This is a genomic window from Paenibacillus sepulcri (assembly GCF_042647105.1).
GTDB lineage: Bacteria > Bacillota > Bacilli > Paenibacillales > Paenibacillaceae > Paenibacillus_Z > Paenibacillus_Z sepulcri.
In genome coordinates this window covers 2885263-2901297 of record NZ_JBHRUP010000001.1, presented here as the reverse complement: position 1 = coordinate 2901297, position 16035 = coordinate 2885263, and the positions used below count along the sequence as shown (strand labels likewise).

Annotated in this window: 13 protein-coding genes; 12 read left to right on the top strand and 1 reads right to left on the bottom strand. The window is 53.3% G+C overall.

The window, feature by feature from the left end; genetic code table 11:
- Positions 1-37 precede the first annotated feature (37 nt).
- The 10 genes from ACFOLF_RS13070 (at position 38) to ACFOLF_RS13025 (ending at position 11821) form a co-directional block, all read left to right on the top strand.
- Positions 38-1795, top strand: coding sequence for a cache domain-containing sensor histidine kinase (locus ACFOLF_RS13070; RefSeq protein WP_210045274.1), 1758 nt, complete (start codon positions 38-40; stop codon positions 1793-1795).
- Positions 1773-3200, top strand: coding sequence for a response regulator (locus ACFOLF_RS13065; RefSeq protein WP_210045273.1), 1428 nt, complete (start codon positions 1773-1775; stop codon positions 3198-3200). Before ACFOLF_RS13070 ends, ACFOLF_RS13065 begins: the two co-directional genes overlap by 23 nt.
- Positions 3201-3233: 33 nt before the next feature.
- The gene (locus ACFOLF_RS13060) at positions 3234-4391 is read left to right on the top strand and encodes an NAD(P)-binding domain-containing protein (RefSeq protein ID WP_210045298.1); all 1158 of its coding nucleotides are present in this window, start codon (positions 3234-3236) and stop codon (positions 4389-4391) included.
- Between the two features lie 198 nt (positions 4392-4589).
- The gene (locus ACFOLF_RS13055; RefSeq protein ID WP_210045272.1) at positions 4590-6344 is read left to right on the top strand and encodes an extracellular solute-binding protein; all 1755 of its coding nucleotides are present in this window, start codon (positions 4590-4592) and stop codon (positions 6342-6344) included.
- Between the two features lie 82 nt (positions 6345-6426).
- Positions 6427-7317 carry an ABC transporter permease gene (locus ACFOLF_RS13050; protein WP_210045271.1) on the top strand — a complete coding sequence of 297 codons (891 nt, stop codon included), beginning with the start codon at positions 6427-6429 and terminating at the stop codon, positions 7315-7317.
- A 63-nt stretch (positions 7318-7380) separates the two neighbouring features.
- On the top strand, positions 7381-8265 hold the full coding sequence (locus ACFOLF_RS13045; protein WP_210045297.1) for a carbohydrate ABC transporter permease: 885 nt from the start codon (positions 7381-7383) through the stop codon (positions 8263-8265).
- Positions 8266-8438: 173 nt separating this feature from the next.
- On the top strand, positions 8439-9242 hold the full coding sequence (locus tag ACFOLF_RS13040) for a phytanoyl-CoA dioxygenase family protein (RefSeq protein ID WP_210045270.1): 804 nt from the start codon (positions 8439-8441) through the stop codon (positions 9240-9242).
- Between the two features lie 36 nt (positions 9243-9278).
- A complete protein-coding gene (locus tag ACFOLF_RS13035) occupies positions 9279-10142 on the top strand; it encodes a phytanoyl-CoA dioxygenase family protein (RefSeq protein ID WP_210045269.1) in 864 nt (287 codons plus the stop codon).
- 45 nt (positions 10143-10187) lie between these two features.
- Complete coding sequence (locus ACFOLF_RS13030) at positions 10188-10439, top strand: hypothetical protein (protein ID WP_210045268.1); 252 nt, start codon at positions 10188-10190, stop codon at positions 10437-10439.
- A gap of 128 nt (positions 10440-10567) precedes the next feature.
- The gene (locus tag ACFOLF_RS13025) at positions 10568-11821 is read left to right on the top strand and encodes an MFS transporter (protein ID WP_210045267.1); all 1254 of its coding nucleotides are present in this window, start codon (positions 10568-10570) and stop codon (positions 11819-11821) included.
- 711 nt (positions 11822-12532) lie between these two features.
- Here ACFOLF_RS13025 and ACFOLF_RS13020 read toward each other — a convergent pair.
- Complete coding sequence (locus ACFOLF_RS13020; protein ID WP_210045266.1) at positions 12533-13420, bottom strand: TetR/AcrR family transcriptional regulator; 888 nt, start codon at positions 13418-13420, stop codon at positions 12533-12535.
- Positions 13421-13531: 111 nt separating this feature from the next.
- On the opposite strand from ACFOLF_RS13020, the gene ACFOLF_RS13015 reads away from it, so the two are divergent.
- Both ACFOLF_RS13015 and ACFOLF_RS13010 read left to right on the top strand, forming a co-directional pair.
- Positions 13532-14104, top strand: a complete 573-nt coding sequence (locus tag ACFOLF_RS13015) for an isochorismatase family protein (protein ID WP_210045265.1) — start codon at positions 13532-13534, stop codon at positions 14102-14104.
- 274 nt (positions 14105-14378) lie between these two features.
- Positions 14379-15836 carry an MFS transporter gene (locus ACFOLF_RS13010; RefSeq protein WP_210045264.1) on the top strand — a complete coding sequence of 486 codons (1458 nt, stop codon included), beginning with the start codon at positions 14379-14381 and terminating at the stop codon, positions 15834-15836.
- The last annotated feature ends 199 nt before the right edge of the window (positions 15837-16035 follow it).

Below are 16035 nucleotides of genomic sequence, written 5' to 3'. Positions count from 1 at the left end.
AAAATGTCTCTACTACCCGGCAGGAAGGGGCACACATGTGAAATCGCTTCTACAGATGCTGAAAGGTCCTCGTTCACTCAAAAGAAAGCTGATTGCCGTGCTGCTGTCCAGCACGCTGATACCGCTTGCCCTTATCGGCGCGATTTCCTACTACACGATCTATTCCATACTGGACCATAAAATTGAAGACGGGGTCCGGAGCACTTTAAGCCAAAAGAAGCAATCGCTCGAAACCTCGCTTCATCATCTCCAATATGTGTCCCAGCAGCTCTCGCTCGATGGCAGCGTCGGCCAGAATTTGTCGGTTTACCTGACGACCTCCGACCTGTATGAAAAAAAACTGATGCGGGACGAAGTCATTAATGAAATCAATCTGATCAGCTTTTCCAACCCGAATCTCAGCATGGTCTGTTATTATATGCCCGGCCCCAAAAAAATCCTGTTCTCCAATTATTGCCCGACATCCAATCTGGATATTCATAGTCTGCCTATGTTTGAGGATTACAGTGCGGACAGGGGCTTCACCTATTACGGGCCTTATGATTCACAGAACTATCAGAACAGAAGAATGGTCGTTTCAGTCGCCCGTAGTGTTCTGATGGAAGGCGAACCGATTTACATTTATATCGAGACCGAAGTGGAGGATATTTTCGACGGGGGCGATCCCAAGAACGGGGCGAGTTTGCTGATTGTGGATCACAGCGGCCGCATCGCCTACAGCAGCTCCGCGTCGTTCCAGGCCGGCAGCAGCTACGCCGCAAACAGCGGGCAGCAGGACGCCTACCTGTTCCAGGCCGCAAGCCAGCAGGGCTGGATGATTGTAAGCGTTATCCCGAAGAAGGAGTACGACCGGGAGATTAACGGGTGGCTGCTGCGGTTCTTCGTGCTTGGCGTTTCATCGATCGGGCTCAGCCTGCTGTTTGCCTGGGCTGTCTGGCGGACGGTCTATCGTCCGCTGCGAAGTCTCAACCGGGAAATTATGCTGATATCCAAGAGCAATTTCAAGTCCGCCGTTACATTTACGGATGTGAAGGAGTTCGATTTTCTGCTCCTGCGCTTTCAGGATATGCGTATCCGGATAAGGGAGCTGCTGCATGAGGTGAAGGAGAAGGAGGAACGCAAAGCGGCGCTGGAGGTGGAGAAGCTGATGCATCAGATCAATCCGCATTTTACCCATAATACGCTGGATACGATCCGCTGGCTGGCCCGGCTGCAGGGTCATGACGAGATTGACCGTCTTGTGTCGACGCTGAACAAGCTGCTTTACTACAATCTCGGAAAAGGCAAGACGGCTACGATTGCCGACGAAATCGGCGCGCTCCGGCATTATGTGGCCCTGCAGCAGATCCGTTATAATTTTCAGTTCGACGTGCGGATCGATACCGATCCGGCGATCGAGGATACGCTGATTCCGCGCTTTATTCTTCAGCCTCTTGTGGAAAATGCGCTGTACCACGGCGGGATGGCAGATGACGGGATTATCCGCGTGATCATTGCCGAGGAGGAAGACGAGAGGATCGGCATCCGGGTTATTGATAACGGCATCGGCATGGATGAGGAGGCAGTCAGCCGGCTGCTGGAGCAGGATCATGCCCCGGATTCGGCGAATGGCTCTAACCACAAGACGGGAATGGGCATCGGCGTCAATTATGTGCGGCGGATGATTGAATTTCAATTCGGCGACAGGGCCGAATTCGGAATCCAGAGCGCAGCAGAGCAGGGAACGACAATCCTTATTCGGATTCCCATGAATGCAAAGGAGCGGGATGACAATGAACGTGCTGATCGTGGATGACGACCATCTGGTGCGCAAGGGAATTGTTTCCCTCATGCCCTGGAGCGAATTCGGGCTTCAGGTTGTAGGCGAAGCGGAGAACGGAAAGAAAGCGCTTCAATTTCTGGAAAGCCATCCCGTTGATCTGATGATCACTGACATCGCCATGCCGTCCATGTCGGGGCTTGACCTGCTGCGGGAGGTCCGGGAGCATTATCCCGGCATCTGGATCGTGATGCTGACCTTTTATCAGGAGTTCGAGCATGTTCAGGAGGCTCTCCGGCTCGGGGCCATCGATTATATCGCCAAGGTGGAGCTGGAGAAGGACAATATGCGCGACATTCTCACCCGGATTCTCCGGCGGACCCGTGAGCAGAAACTGCCTGAAGCTCCGTCTGTCGTTGTCCGCACAGTCGGCGGTACAGTCGGCGAAAGCGCGGAGAGGGTGCTGCTGCTCGCCGCACTCTCGTCGGAAAGGCCGGATTTTCTCGATGAACTGCTGCCGACGGAGCAGCAGGGCGTAAGCGAGATCAACCGGGATGTGTGGCTGCTGCCGGAGCTCTCTCCGGCACGCGAGGATGAGATCGTCGGGAGAATCAGGGAGTGTGAGGAACTTTCGGGCAAGTGGGCGGTGATTCGCACGGTTGGGATCCGGGACCATAACCGGAAGCAGATCTGCAAGCTTCTGGTCGATTATGCTTCGCATGACTTTTTCTATGAATATGAGCCTGGCCGCAGCGTTTATGATGTGGATCTGGACTCTTTTGAAAGAGAGGACCGGCAGATTTCCGAGAAGCTGCTGTACCAGCTGCGCGAGGAATGGTCGTCGCTTGAACTGGTGTACGATGAGGAGCGCTATCTCGCGCTTGTATCGGAGCTGGAGAAGATCCGTCCCTCAGCCGACAAGCTGGAGAGCATGTTCTATTGGATATTGGTGCAGTGGGAGAGATACGTGCCCCTCGATCTGACATCTGTATTTGACAGGGCGGAGCTGCGATGCTGGGCAGATTGGCTGCTGTGGCTGGAGAAGATGCGCAAGGATATCCGCAGCTCCTTCGTGGAAACCCACTATTCCGATGACATGATGGCTAGTGTGATCAAGGCTGTCGATTATATCAACCGCAATATCAGCCTGGATCTGAAGCTGACGGAGGTAGCGGAGGAGGTTCACATCAGCCGCAGCTATTTCAGCGAATGCTTCAAGAACATTACGGGGAAAACCTTCAACGAGTATATAAGGGATGCGCGAGTCGACTATGCCAAGTCGCTGCTCAGCCAGACGAACGAGCCGATTTACCGGATTTCCGAGAAATGCGGGTATCCCGACGAGAAATATTTCAGCAAGGTGTTCCGCAAGAAGGTCGGCGCTCTGCCAAGCGAATTCCGCAAGCGCGGGCAAGGAGCCAGCGTGCAGGAAAGACCATAAAACAAGGAAAACATGGAGGGGTATGAAGTGAAAATGAAAATTGGATTTGTCGGACTGGGAACAATGGGCTTGCCAATGGCAGTCAACCTGCTGAAAGCAGGCTTTGAGGTTTACGGGAAGAACAGAAGCTCCGGCCGGGAGCAGCAGTTTGCCTCGCAAGGTGGCCGTACGGGATTGTCGCTTGCCGAGCTGGCAGCTCAGATGGATGTCATTATAACCTGCCTTCCGCTGCCTTCGGATGTTGAAGAGGTATATTCGGGTGATAGCGGTCTGATTCAGCATGCCCGGGAAGGACTCGTTCTGATTGATTGCAGTACAGTATCGCCGGAACTGAACCGCAAGCTCTATGCGCAGTCCGAAGCAGCCGGCGTGGAATTCCTTGACGCTCCCGTAAGCGGCGGCGAGACCGGAGCCATCGCCGGAACGCTGAGCGTGATGGTCGGAGGACAAGAAGAGACTTATAACCGAGTGCACAGCCTGTTCGAGGCGGTCGGCAGCAGGATCAGCTATGTTGGCGCATCGGGAAGCGGCTCTACGGTGAAGCTGATCAATCAGCTGATGGTGGGCATTCACTCGCAGGCGGTCAGCGAAGCCTACGCGCTGGGCTGCAAGGCCGGTCTCGATCCGGATCTGCTGTTTGATATTCTGAATCACAGCTTCGCCCAAAGCAGGATCATGGAGCGCCACTATACCCAATTTATTGCCAAGTCTTCATTCCAGCCGGGCTTTGCGCTGAAGCTGCTGGCCAAGGATATGAATCTGGCGGCTGATATGGGCGAGCTGTCCGGCGTTCAGCTGAATGCCGGCAAGCGGGTTCAGGCCATTATCAACCAGGCGGTTGGAGATGGCTTCGGGAGTCTTGATATGGCGGCGCTGTATTCCTACCAGATGGCTGGCGACGACAAGCAGCGGGAAGCCGGGAGCAGGAAGTATTTTGCCGTATTTCTGCCTATGCTGGATGCGGATAAAAGCGTACAGTACCGCCCGGATCATCTGCAATTTCTGGATGATTGCCGGGCGGCCGGGAAACTGCATGCCAACGGGCGGTTTGTCGATGGGGCAGGGGGACTTGTCATCTACCGCGCAGGGAATTTTGAAGAAGTGGAGCAGTGGGTGAAGCAGGATCCGTACATCGTGAACGGGGCGCGCAGCTATGAGATTCATGAATGGGATATCGTCCTGGCTCCATAAACCAGGAGAGATGAGGGCAGGGAGTAATCCGGCACGGAAAAAGGGGGAACTTCCCCCTTCCTTCCCCCGGGAAGGCAGTCAAGCGGAAGATGTTTATCTCCCAAACGGACGATGGATGGTACTACTTGGGCTGCCGATTTCCGCCGTATAATGTTCCTATCTTCACCAAATCATGAATCGATAACAGGGAGGTTTACCATGAGAAAGAAGTGGTTTGTCGGAACGGCTTTATTCTTTCTTCTTTTTGCAACCGCTTGCAGCAGCAATACAGGCGGCAATGATGCGAATTCGCCATCAAATGCGCCCGCAAACACAGGGAACGCTGTAAGCGAGGGAGAAGGCGCAGCCCCCGCAGCGGGAGAGGCTGCAGATCCGTACGGGCCGGAGAAAGAGCTTGTCACGCTTAATATCGCACAGGTGCTGCCTCCGGGCGACGCAGGTCTGCCTGCAGGGCAAACCGTCGATAACAATGTGCTGACGAAGTTTTATGAAGACACGCTCAACATGAAGATCCATCGCGAGTGGAGCGCCGTTGATGGCGACCCGTATGACCAAAAGGTTATGCTGGCCATTGCCAGCCGTGAAATTCCCGATGCGATGCAGGTCAATGAAGAGCAGCTCCGCATGATGGTGAAAGCCGGACTGCTGGAGGACTTGACGAATGTCTTCGATCAATATGCTTCACCGAAGGTCAAGGAGCTGCAGGTCGATCTAGCCAAGGGCCAGGCGCTGGAATCCGCGACTTTCGACGGCAAGCTGTATGCCATTCCCAGCATTCAGATCAAGGGTGACGCTTACACGGTGCTGTGGGTGCGCAAGGACTGGCTGGATAAGCTGAAGCTGCCGGAGCCCAAGACAATCGCCGATATTGAAGCAACAGCCAAAGCCTTTGTAGACAACAAGATGGGCGGCGACAAGACGGTCGGCCTCACCGGGCCCAACAAATCCGAGCTTTCCAGCGACAAGGGGAACCGGGCGCATGGCTTTGACGCCATCTTCAGCTCCTTCCACTCCTTCCCGCGCAACTGGATCAAGGATAAGGACGGCAATGTAACCTATGGCTCCATTACGCCGGAGACGAAAGAAGCGCTGGGCCAGCTCCGCGACTGGTATGCCAAGGGTCTGATCGACAAGGAGTTCTTCCTGCGTGAAAATCCCAATGAGCTGTTCCTGAGCGGACAAAACGGGTTGTTCTTCGGTCCGTGGTGGATGGGCTGGGGCGACCTGACCCAATCCTTCGAGAAAAATCCGGATGCCCAGTGGAAAGCTTACGCCGCGCCGACCGATAAGGACGGCAAGCTGCTAACGCATTTGCAGCCGGTTTCACTCGATTATCTCGTTGTCCGCAAAGGCTACGAGCACCCTGAGCTGGTGATGAAGGGCGTCAACATGAGGATCGGCATGAACCGCCAGGCGGCTGATGTTCCAAAGGATCTCTTCGACCGCTGGACGAAGGAAGTCGCTACGACCGAAATCAGCGATACGCTGGATGTGTTCCGCGTCAACGCGGATGATATCGGAGCTGTCTCGAACCGCAGACATGCGATCCTTGATGCGGTGGACGGCAAGATTGATCCATCCACGCTGGAGCCTGAAGTCAAGGATGCTTATGAGCTGGCCAAGAAATATATGGATGACCCGACCGTAGTGAAGAATTATCCGCAGGCGGTCAAGGATGGGCTGACGCTGACCCAAACGGGAAGCTTCCAGGCTTATGTGGTGGGCGGCGCCCCGCTTGACAGCGATTATGAGGAAGTAAGCAGCCTGCTCTATTCGCCAACGGAAACCATGAAGACGCGTTGGGCCAATCTCACGAAGCTGGAGGACGAAACCTTCCTGAAGATCATCATTGGCGGAGCTCCTCTGGATTCCTTCGATACCTTCGTGAAGCAGTGGAAAAGCCAGGGCGGCGACAAGATCATCAAGGAAGTAGAAGAAGCAATCAAAGAATAGCGGAATTGGCGAAGGCGGCGCCGGAGGCGGGTACAGCCTCCGGCACCAGGGGCCGATTTTACAGGATTGGAGTTGATCGATTATGCGCGCTCTGAAGCCGCAAACGCATTATCTGCTCATGCTGCTCCCCGGCATTGCGCTGCTGCTGATTTTCGAGACAACGCCGCTTCTGGGATCTGTTGTGGCGTTTATGAACTATTTTCCCGGCGTGCCCTTCAAGGATCAGGAATGGGTCGGACTGGAAAATTTCCGCTATATGTTTCAAATGAACGACAGTCTCATCATTTTCCGCAACACCATTATTCTGGCCAGTTTGAAAATCATCTTCAATCTTGTTGTGCCTCTTGTGTTTGCACTTTTGCTCAATGAAGTGAAAAATATTCTGTTCAAGCGTTGGGTGCAGACGATCGTCTACATGCCCCATTTTCTGTCCTGGGTTATCCTGGCAGGCATCCTGAGTGAAATTTTATCCTTGAACGGCAGCATTAACGTCGTTCTTCAGTGGTTTGGCATCGATCCGGTCCTGTTTCTGGGCAGCAATACCTGGTTTCCGGTCATTGTAGTCGGCAGCGACGTCTGGAAGGAGCTCGGCTTCAATCTGGTCATCTATCTGGCTGCGCTGACGGGCATTAATCCGGCGCTTTACGAAGCGGCCGAGGTGGACGGGGCAACCCGGATGCAGAAGATCTGGAATATTACGGTGCCGGGCGTTTCAACTACGGTCATTCTGCTGGCGACTCTGGGCATCGGCAATGTGCTGAATGCCGGATTCGATCAAGTATTCAATTTGTATAATCCGGCCGTCTATCAGACGGGCGATATCATCGATACCTATGTGTACAGGGCAGGACTTCTTGAGATGCAGTATTCGCTGGCAACGGCGATCGGGCTGCTCAAATCGGCGCTCAGCTTCATCCTGATCGTCATCGCGTACACATTGGCCAACAAATTCAGCGATTACCGGATTTTCTGACGGAGCGGAGGTGTAGATGTGTCAAATGAAAAAGCTTTGAGTTCCGCTCTGGTCCGTGAGGGAATGGTACGCGACCGGTCCTTCAGCGGACGGCTGGGCGACGGTATCATCATTGCGGTGCTGGCCGTTGTCTCCCTGCTGAGTATTGCGCCGATCTGGCATGCGCTTGCCCTGTCTTTCAGCAGCAGCGCCGCATCGAACGCCGGCCTGGTCGGATTATGGCCGGTTGATTTCAATCTGAGCTCCTATTCGACGGTTGTCGATGACAAAGCCTTTTTCCTCGCCTTCTGGGTATCCCTGAAGCGGGTGTTTCTCGGCGGAGCCGTAAATTTCATCATGACGATCCTGATCGCCTATCCCTTGTCGCGTCCAAAAGCGGAATTCAAGCTCCGCAATGTGTTCATGTGGTTTCTGGTCTTTACGATGCTGTTCAAGAGCGGTCTGATTCCCATTTATCTGACGGTGCAGAGTCTGGGCCTTGTCAATTCCATCTGGTCGCTGGTGCTTCCGGTTGCCGTTCCTGTGTTCAACGTTATTCTGCTCATGAATTTCTTCCGAAGCATACCGAGGGAGCTGGATCAGGCGGCGAAGATGGATGGGGCGGGTCCCTGGTATACGTTGTACAGCATTTATATCCCGCTGTCGGTGCCGGCGCTGGCCACGATCACGCTGTTTAGTCTCGTGATGCATTGGAACAGCTTCCTGGACGGTCTGATCTTCATGAGCAAGACAGAGAATTACCCGCTCCAGACTTATATTCAGCAGCTTGTCGTGCAGGTGAACCTGGAGAACATGTCCGCCGAGGAAGCCGTCCGTATTGCGACTGTTTCCGACAAGACGCTGAATGCGGCGAAAATCATTATCTCCATGCTGCCGATTATTGCGGTTTATCCGTTCATCCAGCGTTATTTCATCCATGGCATCATGATCGGTTCCGTTAAGGAATAGCCGGAACAATGTGGAAAATCATCCGTCATGCAGGATGCAGACCAGAGGCATGGCAGGATGATTGTCGCCTTCTATTGCGACAGAATTGCTCTTAACTATCTCTATTTACGCTATACAATATAGCTGTAAGCAAGCTGCAATCGAAATCCTTCCAGTCGAAAGGGGAAATTCGAATGACCATCCGGCTATCGGACGAAGAAAGACAAGCACAATCCATCGGCGAAGACAAGCTCGAGCTTGCCGCCGCTCTTCTCCACATCCGGGGCTATGTCGTGTTGGACAATATGTTTCAACCCGACCGCCTTCAGACGCTGCAGGAAGCTGTCGGGGAGGCAAGGAAACAAACCGGCGGCAATAATGACGGCAATCCGCTTTCTCTGCCGGCGGCGGCGCCGTTCATTGATCCGGATATTGCGGAGAATCCATTGATGCTTGGTGTAATTGACCAGATAATCGGCGCAGACTGCGTGCTGCGCGTTATCGGAGCGGATATCCGCAAGCCCGGGGCGGCTGTATCTTCCGAGCTTGCTATCGAGTCAAAGCCGCTGTTTCCCGAGACGGAGCATGTCCGCCTGCCTGCGCATAAGCTCCATGTCACGATTCCGCTCATGGATCTAAACGAAGGCAGCGGCGCTCCTGAGCTTTGGCCGGGAAGTCATGCGCAGCCGGAGCATATTGCGCGGCATTACTCGGAGGCTGTTATCCGGAAGCTGGCGGAGGGATCCCCGTCCGTGAAGGTCAATGTGCCTGCGGGCGCGGTTCTGATCTGCGACAGCAAGCTGTGGCACAGGGAGTGCGCGAACGAAAGTGCGGAAGAACAGGTCAGCCTGACTTTGACTTATCAGCGGTGGTGGGATATTACCAGTCCACGGCTTGTGATATCCGAAGCCCTCTACAGCGGGGCATCGGCACGATTGAAACGCTTGTTCCGCTTTGAAGCGCTGCCAGTCCGCAAGAAGGCCGAAATGGGCTCCTAAGGGCAGCCCCATCCCGCAACCGGAAGGAGATTCAAGATGAAAATCCAATTGTCAGAAGAAGAACGCAAGAATGGTCGGTTTGATCCCGACAAGCTGGAATTCGCGACAGCGCTGCTGCGGGCGAATGGCGCCATCATTGTCGAGGATGTGCTGGGGCCCGAACGGACGGATGTGATCAACGAGAAATTCAGCCAGATTCTGGCCGAATTCGAGAAGAATTACAGCTACGGCGACAGCGAGTTCAACGCGCAGGGACAAACGAAAAACATGCGCATGGACCTGCCGTTTATGGCTCCTTTTATTGAGGAGGACGTGGTTGCCAATCCCTTCTTCCTGGACATTGCCGAGCAGATTCTGGGCGAGGATCTGACGCTTCGCTATCTGGCGTCGAACAATTCGATGCCTGGCGGCACGAAGAAGCAACCGGTGCATTCCGATACGGGGCCGCTTTTCCCGGAGACGTATAATTTCACCACGCCGACACACAGTCTGGTCCTTCACATTCCGATGTGCAATTTCACGGAGCTGAACGGAGCAACGGAATTTTATCCGGGAGGCACTCATCTGAATCCCGATCATATATTCAAGAATCCGAAGCTCATCCAGAAGCTCGGCGAAGTGATGCATTTCGAGCAGGCGATCATGCCCAAGGGCTCCTTCCTGATCCGGGACAAAAAAGTATGGCATCGCGGCTGCCCGAACCGGTCGGATCAACCGCGGGGCCTGTTCACCTTCATCTATCAGCGCGCCTGGGATTCCACCAGCGGAAGAATGCCGATTCCTAAGGATGTCTATGATTCCATGACTCCCCGCGTTCAGCAGCTATTCCGCATGGAAGACATTGCGGAAGAATACACGCCGATGGACAATGTATACGGCTTGTACCACATCAAGGGGTAATAGCTGCCGATACCAGGGAGAACGATGCGAGGAGAGCGACGTACCATGAGCGATATCGTTCTCGGCCCGCCCGAAGAGTTCGTGGCGCTGCCGGCTAATATCGAGCTTGAGGGTTATCCTTACTACCTGATCTGGGAACGGAGCCGTTACCGGCTTCTGCCCCGCACTTGTCCAAGGGCGCTGCTTGCGCGGCGCAGCGGTGCTGGAACGTCTTTTCAATGGCTTCATCCGGAGGCGGAACCATTCGCCGTCCTTGTAGCAGACGGTATGCTGAAGGCGCGCCGGATGGGATTATAAATCAAGAAAGCAGGCGGCCGGTTCGGATGGGCCGTCTGCTTTTTGACTTTAAGCATCTATAAGCTTCACTCTATGCAAATCGGTTTATTGTATGTGGGATTTCAGGAATAGAAAGGACTTGCGCCGTGATGGATACCGACAGAAACAGACCAACCCCGCCAACCGGCAAACTATCCGCAGACGCACGGCTGACGCTGCTGCTGCAGGGCTTGTTCACCTTTGCCTATGTCATGTCAGGAACGTTCCTGAATCTATATCTGTGGCGGCTGACGGAAGATCTTTGGGTGAACGGCTTTTATAATTTTATCGTCTTCATCTCGACGGCGATCAGCTTCCTGATCAGCGGCGGCTTTGCCAAGCGGTTCGGGAAAATGCCGGTGTTCCGAATCGGAATCGGTTTGTATACCGTATTCTACCTGTTCGTTGTTGCTGCCGGCACCCAGGTTGTCACCTATTACGAGCTGTTTGCGGTTTTTTTCGGAATCGCCAGCGGCCTGTACTGGATCGGCTTCTGGACGCTGACGTATGAAGTGTCGAACGACGGGAACAGGCTGCGTTTCATCGGCCTTAATTCTGTCGTTTCCACTGCCGCCAATCTGACTGCACCGCTCGTCTCTGCCGGAATCTTCCTTGTCATGCCCGGCTTGCATGGTTATCTGGTCATTTTTGCGCTGGCCTTTCTGTTCTATCTGGCTACGGCATTAATCAGCCACCGGATCCGCCATAAGGTGCCCAGCACGAGGGAGAAACGGTATTACATCCGGCATATGTCCATTGTATTCCGACGGAATAAAGCATGGCGCAAGGCCGTATTCGGCAATCTGCTGTTTGGCGCCCGGCAGGGCGTGCAGCTGCTGCTGCCTGTTCTGCTGCTTTATCAGACGTTCGGGGAGGAGGATCGGATCGGCCTGCTGAACGCGGTGCTGTCATTCTTCTCGATTCTCGCAAGCTATCTGTTCTCCCGGTTCGCCAAAGAAGCCCATATCCGCACCTGTCTGGCAGGCGGAGCTGTATTGACGACGGCGGGGGCTTGCCTGCTGATGACTGGCTTGTCTCCTGTTACGGTGGTCGGTTTTATGCTGGCGGGCGCAATCGGCAATCCGGTCATCCAGTCTTCTCTGGACGGCTATAACTACAAGCTGATCGGGGGGCTTCCCCTGCGGGGAGAGATGCGGATCGAAGCGCTGGTGCTGCGCGAGGTATGCTGGAATATCGGGCGTGCCTGCGCCATGATGCTGATGGTGCTGATCGCTGACGATCTGAGCGGCTTCCGTCTGTCGGCTGTCGTCGTGTTCATTATGGCGGCACAGCTGCTGCTCGCTGTTTTTGTGGAGAAGCCTGCGCGCAGCACGACGGAGCCAGCGGCATCGGCAGCGGGCTAGGAGGATTGTACACTTCACAGGGGGAAGCAACAGCTTTAGCCTTCAACCAATAGCAGGACCGTCGATTTACCGCTCGAGGCAGTAGGGAAACCCGGAGAGATAACCGATGGATCGACGCTGCAGCAAGGATTTTCCGGCTTAGTAGGCCGAAAAGGAGGCTGAATGGGGTGTAAGCGGGTTTTTCCTTGTTGGGGCAGCAGATAGAGTGTGAGGGCAGCCGGATCGGAGCTGGAGCAAGGATTTTCCAGCTTAGAAGACCGAAACAGAGGCTGAAGGAAGTGTAAGCCGTTTTTTCCTTGTTGGGGCAGCTGATAGAGTGTGAGGGCAGCCGGATCGACACTGCAACAAGGATTTTTCGGCTTAGAAGGCCGAAAAGGAGGCTGAATGGGGTGTAAGCCGGTTTTTCCTTGTTGGGGCAGCAGATAGAGTGTGAGGACAGCCGAATCGACACTGCAACAAGTATTTTTCGGCTTAGAAGGCCGAAAAGGAGGCTGAATGGGGTGTAAGCCGGTTTTTCCTTGCAGGAGTCCCGGGGCAGCCGTTAGAGCATGGCGGAAGTCGGATCGGTGCAGCAGGAGCAGGGATTTTCGGTTCAAAAACCCTCCAGTCCTCTATTTTGTCTCAACGGATTCCGGATGCCCAGCTTATCGTTTATCCGGATTCCGGGCATGGATTTCTTTTTTAATATGCAGATTTAAACAGGCATGTCTCTTATTTCTCAAATAATAGGACATTCCTTAATTGGATGACGAGGCTCTTGAGCTCGTATTCCTTCTCCAGATAAGCCAGCAGCGCTTGAATGAGCGGAGCGTTGGGATTTTGCTTCCCTATCTCCGCTCTGAACAAAACCAGAATCTCCTGAAGCTCCTGCCGGTATGCGTTTCCGGATGGCAGCTCGTTGATCAGCAGGCTGATATCTTCACAAATTTTTGCAATCATCTGCTCCTTATCCTCGATTTGGCCATCCATCCCGCGGTTCATATATTTCACAATCATCGTTTCTTTTAGCACCGGCTTTGGCTGGGCAAGCACGATATGTTCGACCAAAGCATCCAATCGATCGATGATCAATGAGGCTGTTTCCTCGACGGAAATCGGTATCCCGCTCTGAATAATCCAGTTCAAATATTCCTTCAGAATGGCCTTGTACAAAGTAACCAGATCCCAAATATGAGATTCAATGAGCTGTCCGTACGTATTCAACATGCGTTCTTTATGCCAATTCAGCAATCTCACTCGTACACGAAGACGCAGCGGGACGAATTTGGCGTTTTGCTGGATGGGCAGCTCTTTAAAATCAACGAGCACAAACTTGTGCTTCATAAAATATTGGAGTTGAAAAATGGTCTGGCGCAGCATCAGTTCTTTCGGAGAGTGTCCGTAAACAAGCTTGAGCTCCTCTACCTGTTCAAAAAAGACTTGCTGGCATTGATCGAAGACATCATTAAATAGATCCTCCTTGGAAGGGAAATACTTATAGACGGAGCCTTTGGCAATTTGGCAATCATCCGCAATGTCCTGAATGGAGGTCGAAGGAAACCCGCGCTCCGAGAAAAGCCTTGAAGCCGAGCTGATAATTTCATGCTTGGTTACAATCATAATTACCATGTCCCCTCACTTGACAACTGTATGACCAATAGTACAAAATAATGAACATCGAGTCAACACGGTCTATGGTTCATAATCATTATTCGTAAGGAGTGAGCGGGAATGGAACCATTATTCAATTGGGAATCAACCGCGCTGATCGTCATCGATCTGCAGAAGGGTGTTGTAAGCGGCAATTATGCCCCGTTCTCCGGGGAGCAGGTAACTGAAAAGGCCAAAGCGCTGGTCGACGTTTTTCGGAAAAAAGGATCGTTCGTCGGTCTGGTGCGGGTATCAAGCCGGGATGGGAAAGACATGCTGAGCCCGAAGGTGGATGCGGCGCCGCCCCAAAGAGACCGTTCGGAGGATTGGGATGAAATCATCCCCGAGATCGGTGTAACCGACACTGACCATGTGATTTCGAAGAAACAGTGGGGCGCGTTTTATGGCACGGATCTTGATTTGCAGCTGCGCCGCCGCAAGCTGGATACGATCGTATTATGCGGCATTGCTTCCGGCATCGGTGTGGATACGACTGCCCGGGAAGCGTTTCAGCATGGCTACCAGCTTATTTTTGCCAGCGACGCAATATCCGGTCTTACCCAGAACGAGCATGATTATGTCATGAGTGCGATCTTTCCGCGAGTCGGACGGATTCGGACAACGGAAGAAATTTTGCAATCCGCCAATAGATGAAAACACAAATGCCCCGAAGGCGCCTGAACCTTCCGGGCTTTTTTGAAATATAAGAAAGTATAAAATACCTCCATACTTTGCTTATATTTCTGTGGGAAGAAACTTGGCTGCGCCGCCAAAAGGACGGCAAGAGCCGTTTCTTCTTGAAATATAAGAAAGTATAAAACACCTCCATACTTTGCTTATATTTCTGTAGGAAGAAACGTGGCTGAGCCGCCAACAGGACGGCGACAGCCGTTTCTTCCTGGCCTTTTTACGAAGGAGACAATGGTTTATGAAAATATTTGAGCGCTTTCGCTCCGATGACTATTATCCCTGGCTGGTGCTGACGGTAACCAGTCTTGGCGTATTTCTTGTCATTATCAACATCGGCACGCTTAACGTCGCGTTACCGGAAGTAAGCAGGCATTTTCATGCGGACGCCTTCACCTCCAGCTGGATTCTGCTGTCCTATATGCTGGTCAATACGATTTTGATCTTGATCTTCGGGCAAATATCGGATATTTTCGGGCGAACGAAGCTGTATCTGATCGGTATGACGATATTTACCATATCCAGCTTTGCGATAGGGTTCTCTCCCAACGCAGGCATATTAATTATGTTCAGAGTGATTCAAGCTGTAGGCGGAGCCATCGTGATTACCAACACGACAGCGCTGATTACGGATGTATTTCCCAAAGCCAAGCTTGGAACGGGTCTAAGTATCAATATTTTGATAGCCTCTTCGGCGCAGTTGTTAGGACCGGTGCTGGGTGGAGTGGTTGCCGCAACGTGGGGGTGGCAGTGGGTATTCTGGTTCAATGTGCCGATCGGGCTGGTGGCGCTGGTTTGGGGAGCTTTTGTTTTACGCCGCACCCCGGTGGCGCGGTCGCAGGAAAAGATTGATTTGTGGGGCGGAGCCCTGGTTTTTGTGGCTCTGGGCGGTTTGGTCATCGCTTTGTCGGAAAGCTCCGAATTAGGCTGGGGAAGCGGAATCGTGCTCGGAGGCATCATTCTGTTTGTTATATTCACCCCCTTATTCATCTGGCATGAGAGGCGTACTGCCTGGCCCGTCCTTGATCTGGGATTGTTTAAAAATCGCGGTTTCGCAATGGCGAATGTGGCGACATTCCTCAATTCCTTTTCCCGTTCGGCTGTTGTTCTGTTATTTGCGCTGTTCTTTCAATTCGCCTATAGGCTCAATGCTTTCGAAGCGGGCTTGAGAGTGCTGCCGGTAACGGTGGGGATGTTCCTCATTTCCCCGGTTGCCGGAATGCTGACCCGCAGAGTCAGCGTCCGTGTGCTGGCTTCGTCGGGCATCATTTTATCGCTGATCGGGCTGATGCTGCTGTTCGGGGTTCTGGAGGCTGAGCAGTCTTACCCGGTGCTGGCATGCGGCATGCTGCTTATTGGAATGGGGACCGGTTTGTTCATGACGCCCAATACGACGGTGATCATGTCCTCTGTTCCCGACAACAGGCGGGGCGTCGCCAACGGGCTCCGCTCGATGCTCAATAATATGGGGCAGGTGCTGAGCACTGCCGTATCCTTGATGATTGTTGGTCTGGCATTGCCGCCAAGACTGAAGGATGTGCTGTATGCCGGCTCCGATGCCGTTCTGAACCGGACGGATCTGCAGCTCATTATCCGCGGCTATCAATGGGCGCTCATAGCTTTGGCGGCCGCTACAATACTTGCGCTGGCCGCTTCGCTATTAAGGGAAGGCAGAGTGCAGCGGATTAAAGCGAATTGAAGAAATTAGACTCCCCGTTGTGTCCAGGCAGCGATGTCGGAAAATTTTCCCAAAAGGGGCCATCCCAAAAAACGATTTTTGATTTCTCGGTCCTCCCTTGACCTGCACACATTTGCGAAAAGAACCTCCGCACCCACTAAGCAGTGGATTCGGAGGTTCTTTTTTATGAAATTTTTGGGACTGACTCATCCATACGAAC

Bases quoted from the DNA above. Each gene is read 5' to 3' on its own strand.
- ACFOLF_RS13065 (WP_210045273.1), top strand. From the start codon at position 1,773: ATGAACGTGCTGATCGTGGATGACGACCATCTGGTGCGCAAGGGAATT.
- ACFOLF_RS13060 (WP_210045298.1), top strand. From the start codon at position 3,234: ATGAAAATTGGATTTGTCGGACTGGGAACAATGGGCTTGCCAATGGCA.
- ACFOLF_RS13055 (WP_210045272.1), top strand. From the start codon at position 4,590: ATGAGAAAGAAGTGGTTTGTCGGAACGGCTTTATTCTTTCTTCTTTTT.
- ACFOLF_RS13050 (WP_210045271.1), top strand. From the start codon at position 6,427: ATGCGCGCTCTGAAGCCGCAAACGCATTATCTGCTCATGCTGCTCCCC.
- ACFOLF_RS13045 (WP_210045297.1), top strand. From the start codon at position 7,381: ATGGTACGCGACCGGTCCTTCAGCGGACGGCTGGGCGACGGTATCATC.
- ACFOLF_RS13040 (WP_210045270.1), top strand. From the start codon at position 8,439: ATGACCATCCGGCTATCGGACGAAGAAAGACAAGCACAATCCATCGGC.
- ACFOLF_RS13035 (WP_210045269.1), top strand. From the start codon at position 9,279: ATGAAAATCCAATTGTCAGAAGAAGAACGCAAGAATGGTCGGTTTGAT.
- ACFOLF_RS13030 (WP_210045268.1), top strand. From the start codon at position 10,188: ATGAGCGATATCGTTCTCGGCCCGCCCGAAGAGTTCGTGGCGCTGCCG.
- ACFOLF_RS13025 (WP_210045267.1), top strand. From the start codon at position 10,568: ATGGATACCGACAGAAACAGACCAACCCCGCCAACCGGCAAACTATCC.
- ACFOLF_RS13020 (WP_210045266.1), bottom strand. From the start codon at position 13,420: ATGATTGTAACCAAGCATGAAATTATCAGCTCGGCTTCAAGGCTTTTC.
- ACFOLF_RS13015 (WP_210045265.1), top strand. From the start codon at position 13,532: ATGGAACCATTATTCAATTGGGAATCAACCGCGCTGATCGTCATCGAT.
- ACFOLF_RS13010 (WP_210045264.1), top strand. From the start codon at position 14,379: ATGAAAATATTTGAGCGCTTTCGCTCCGATGACTATTATCCCTGGCTG.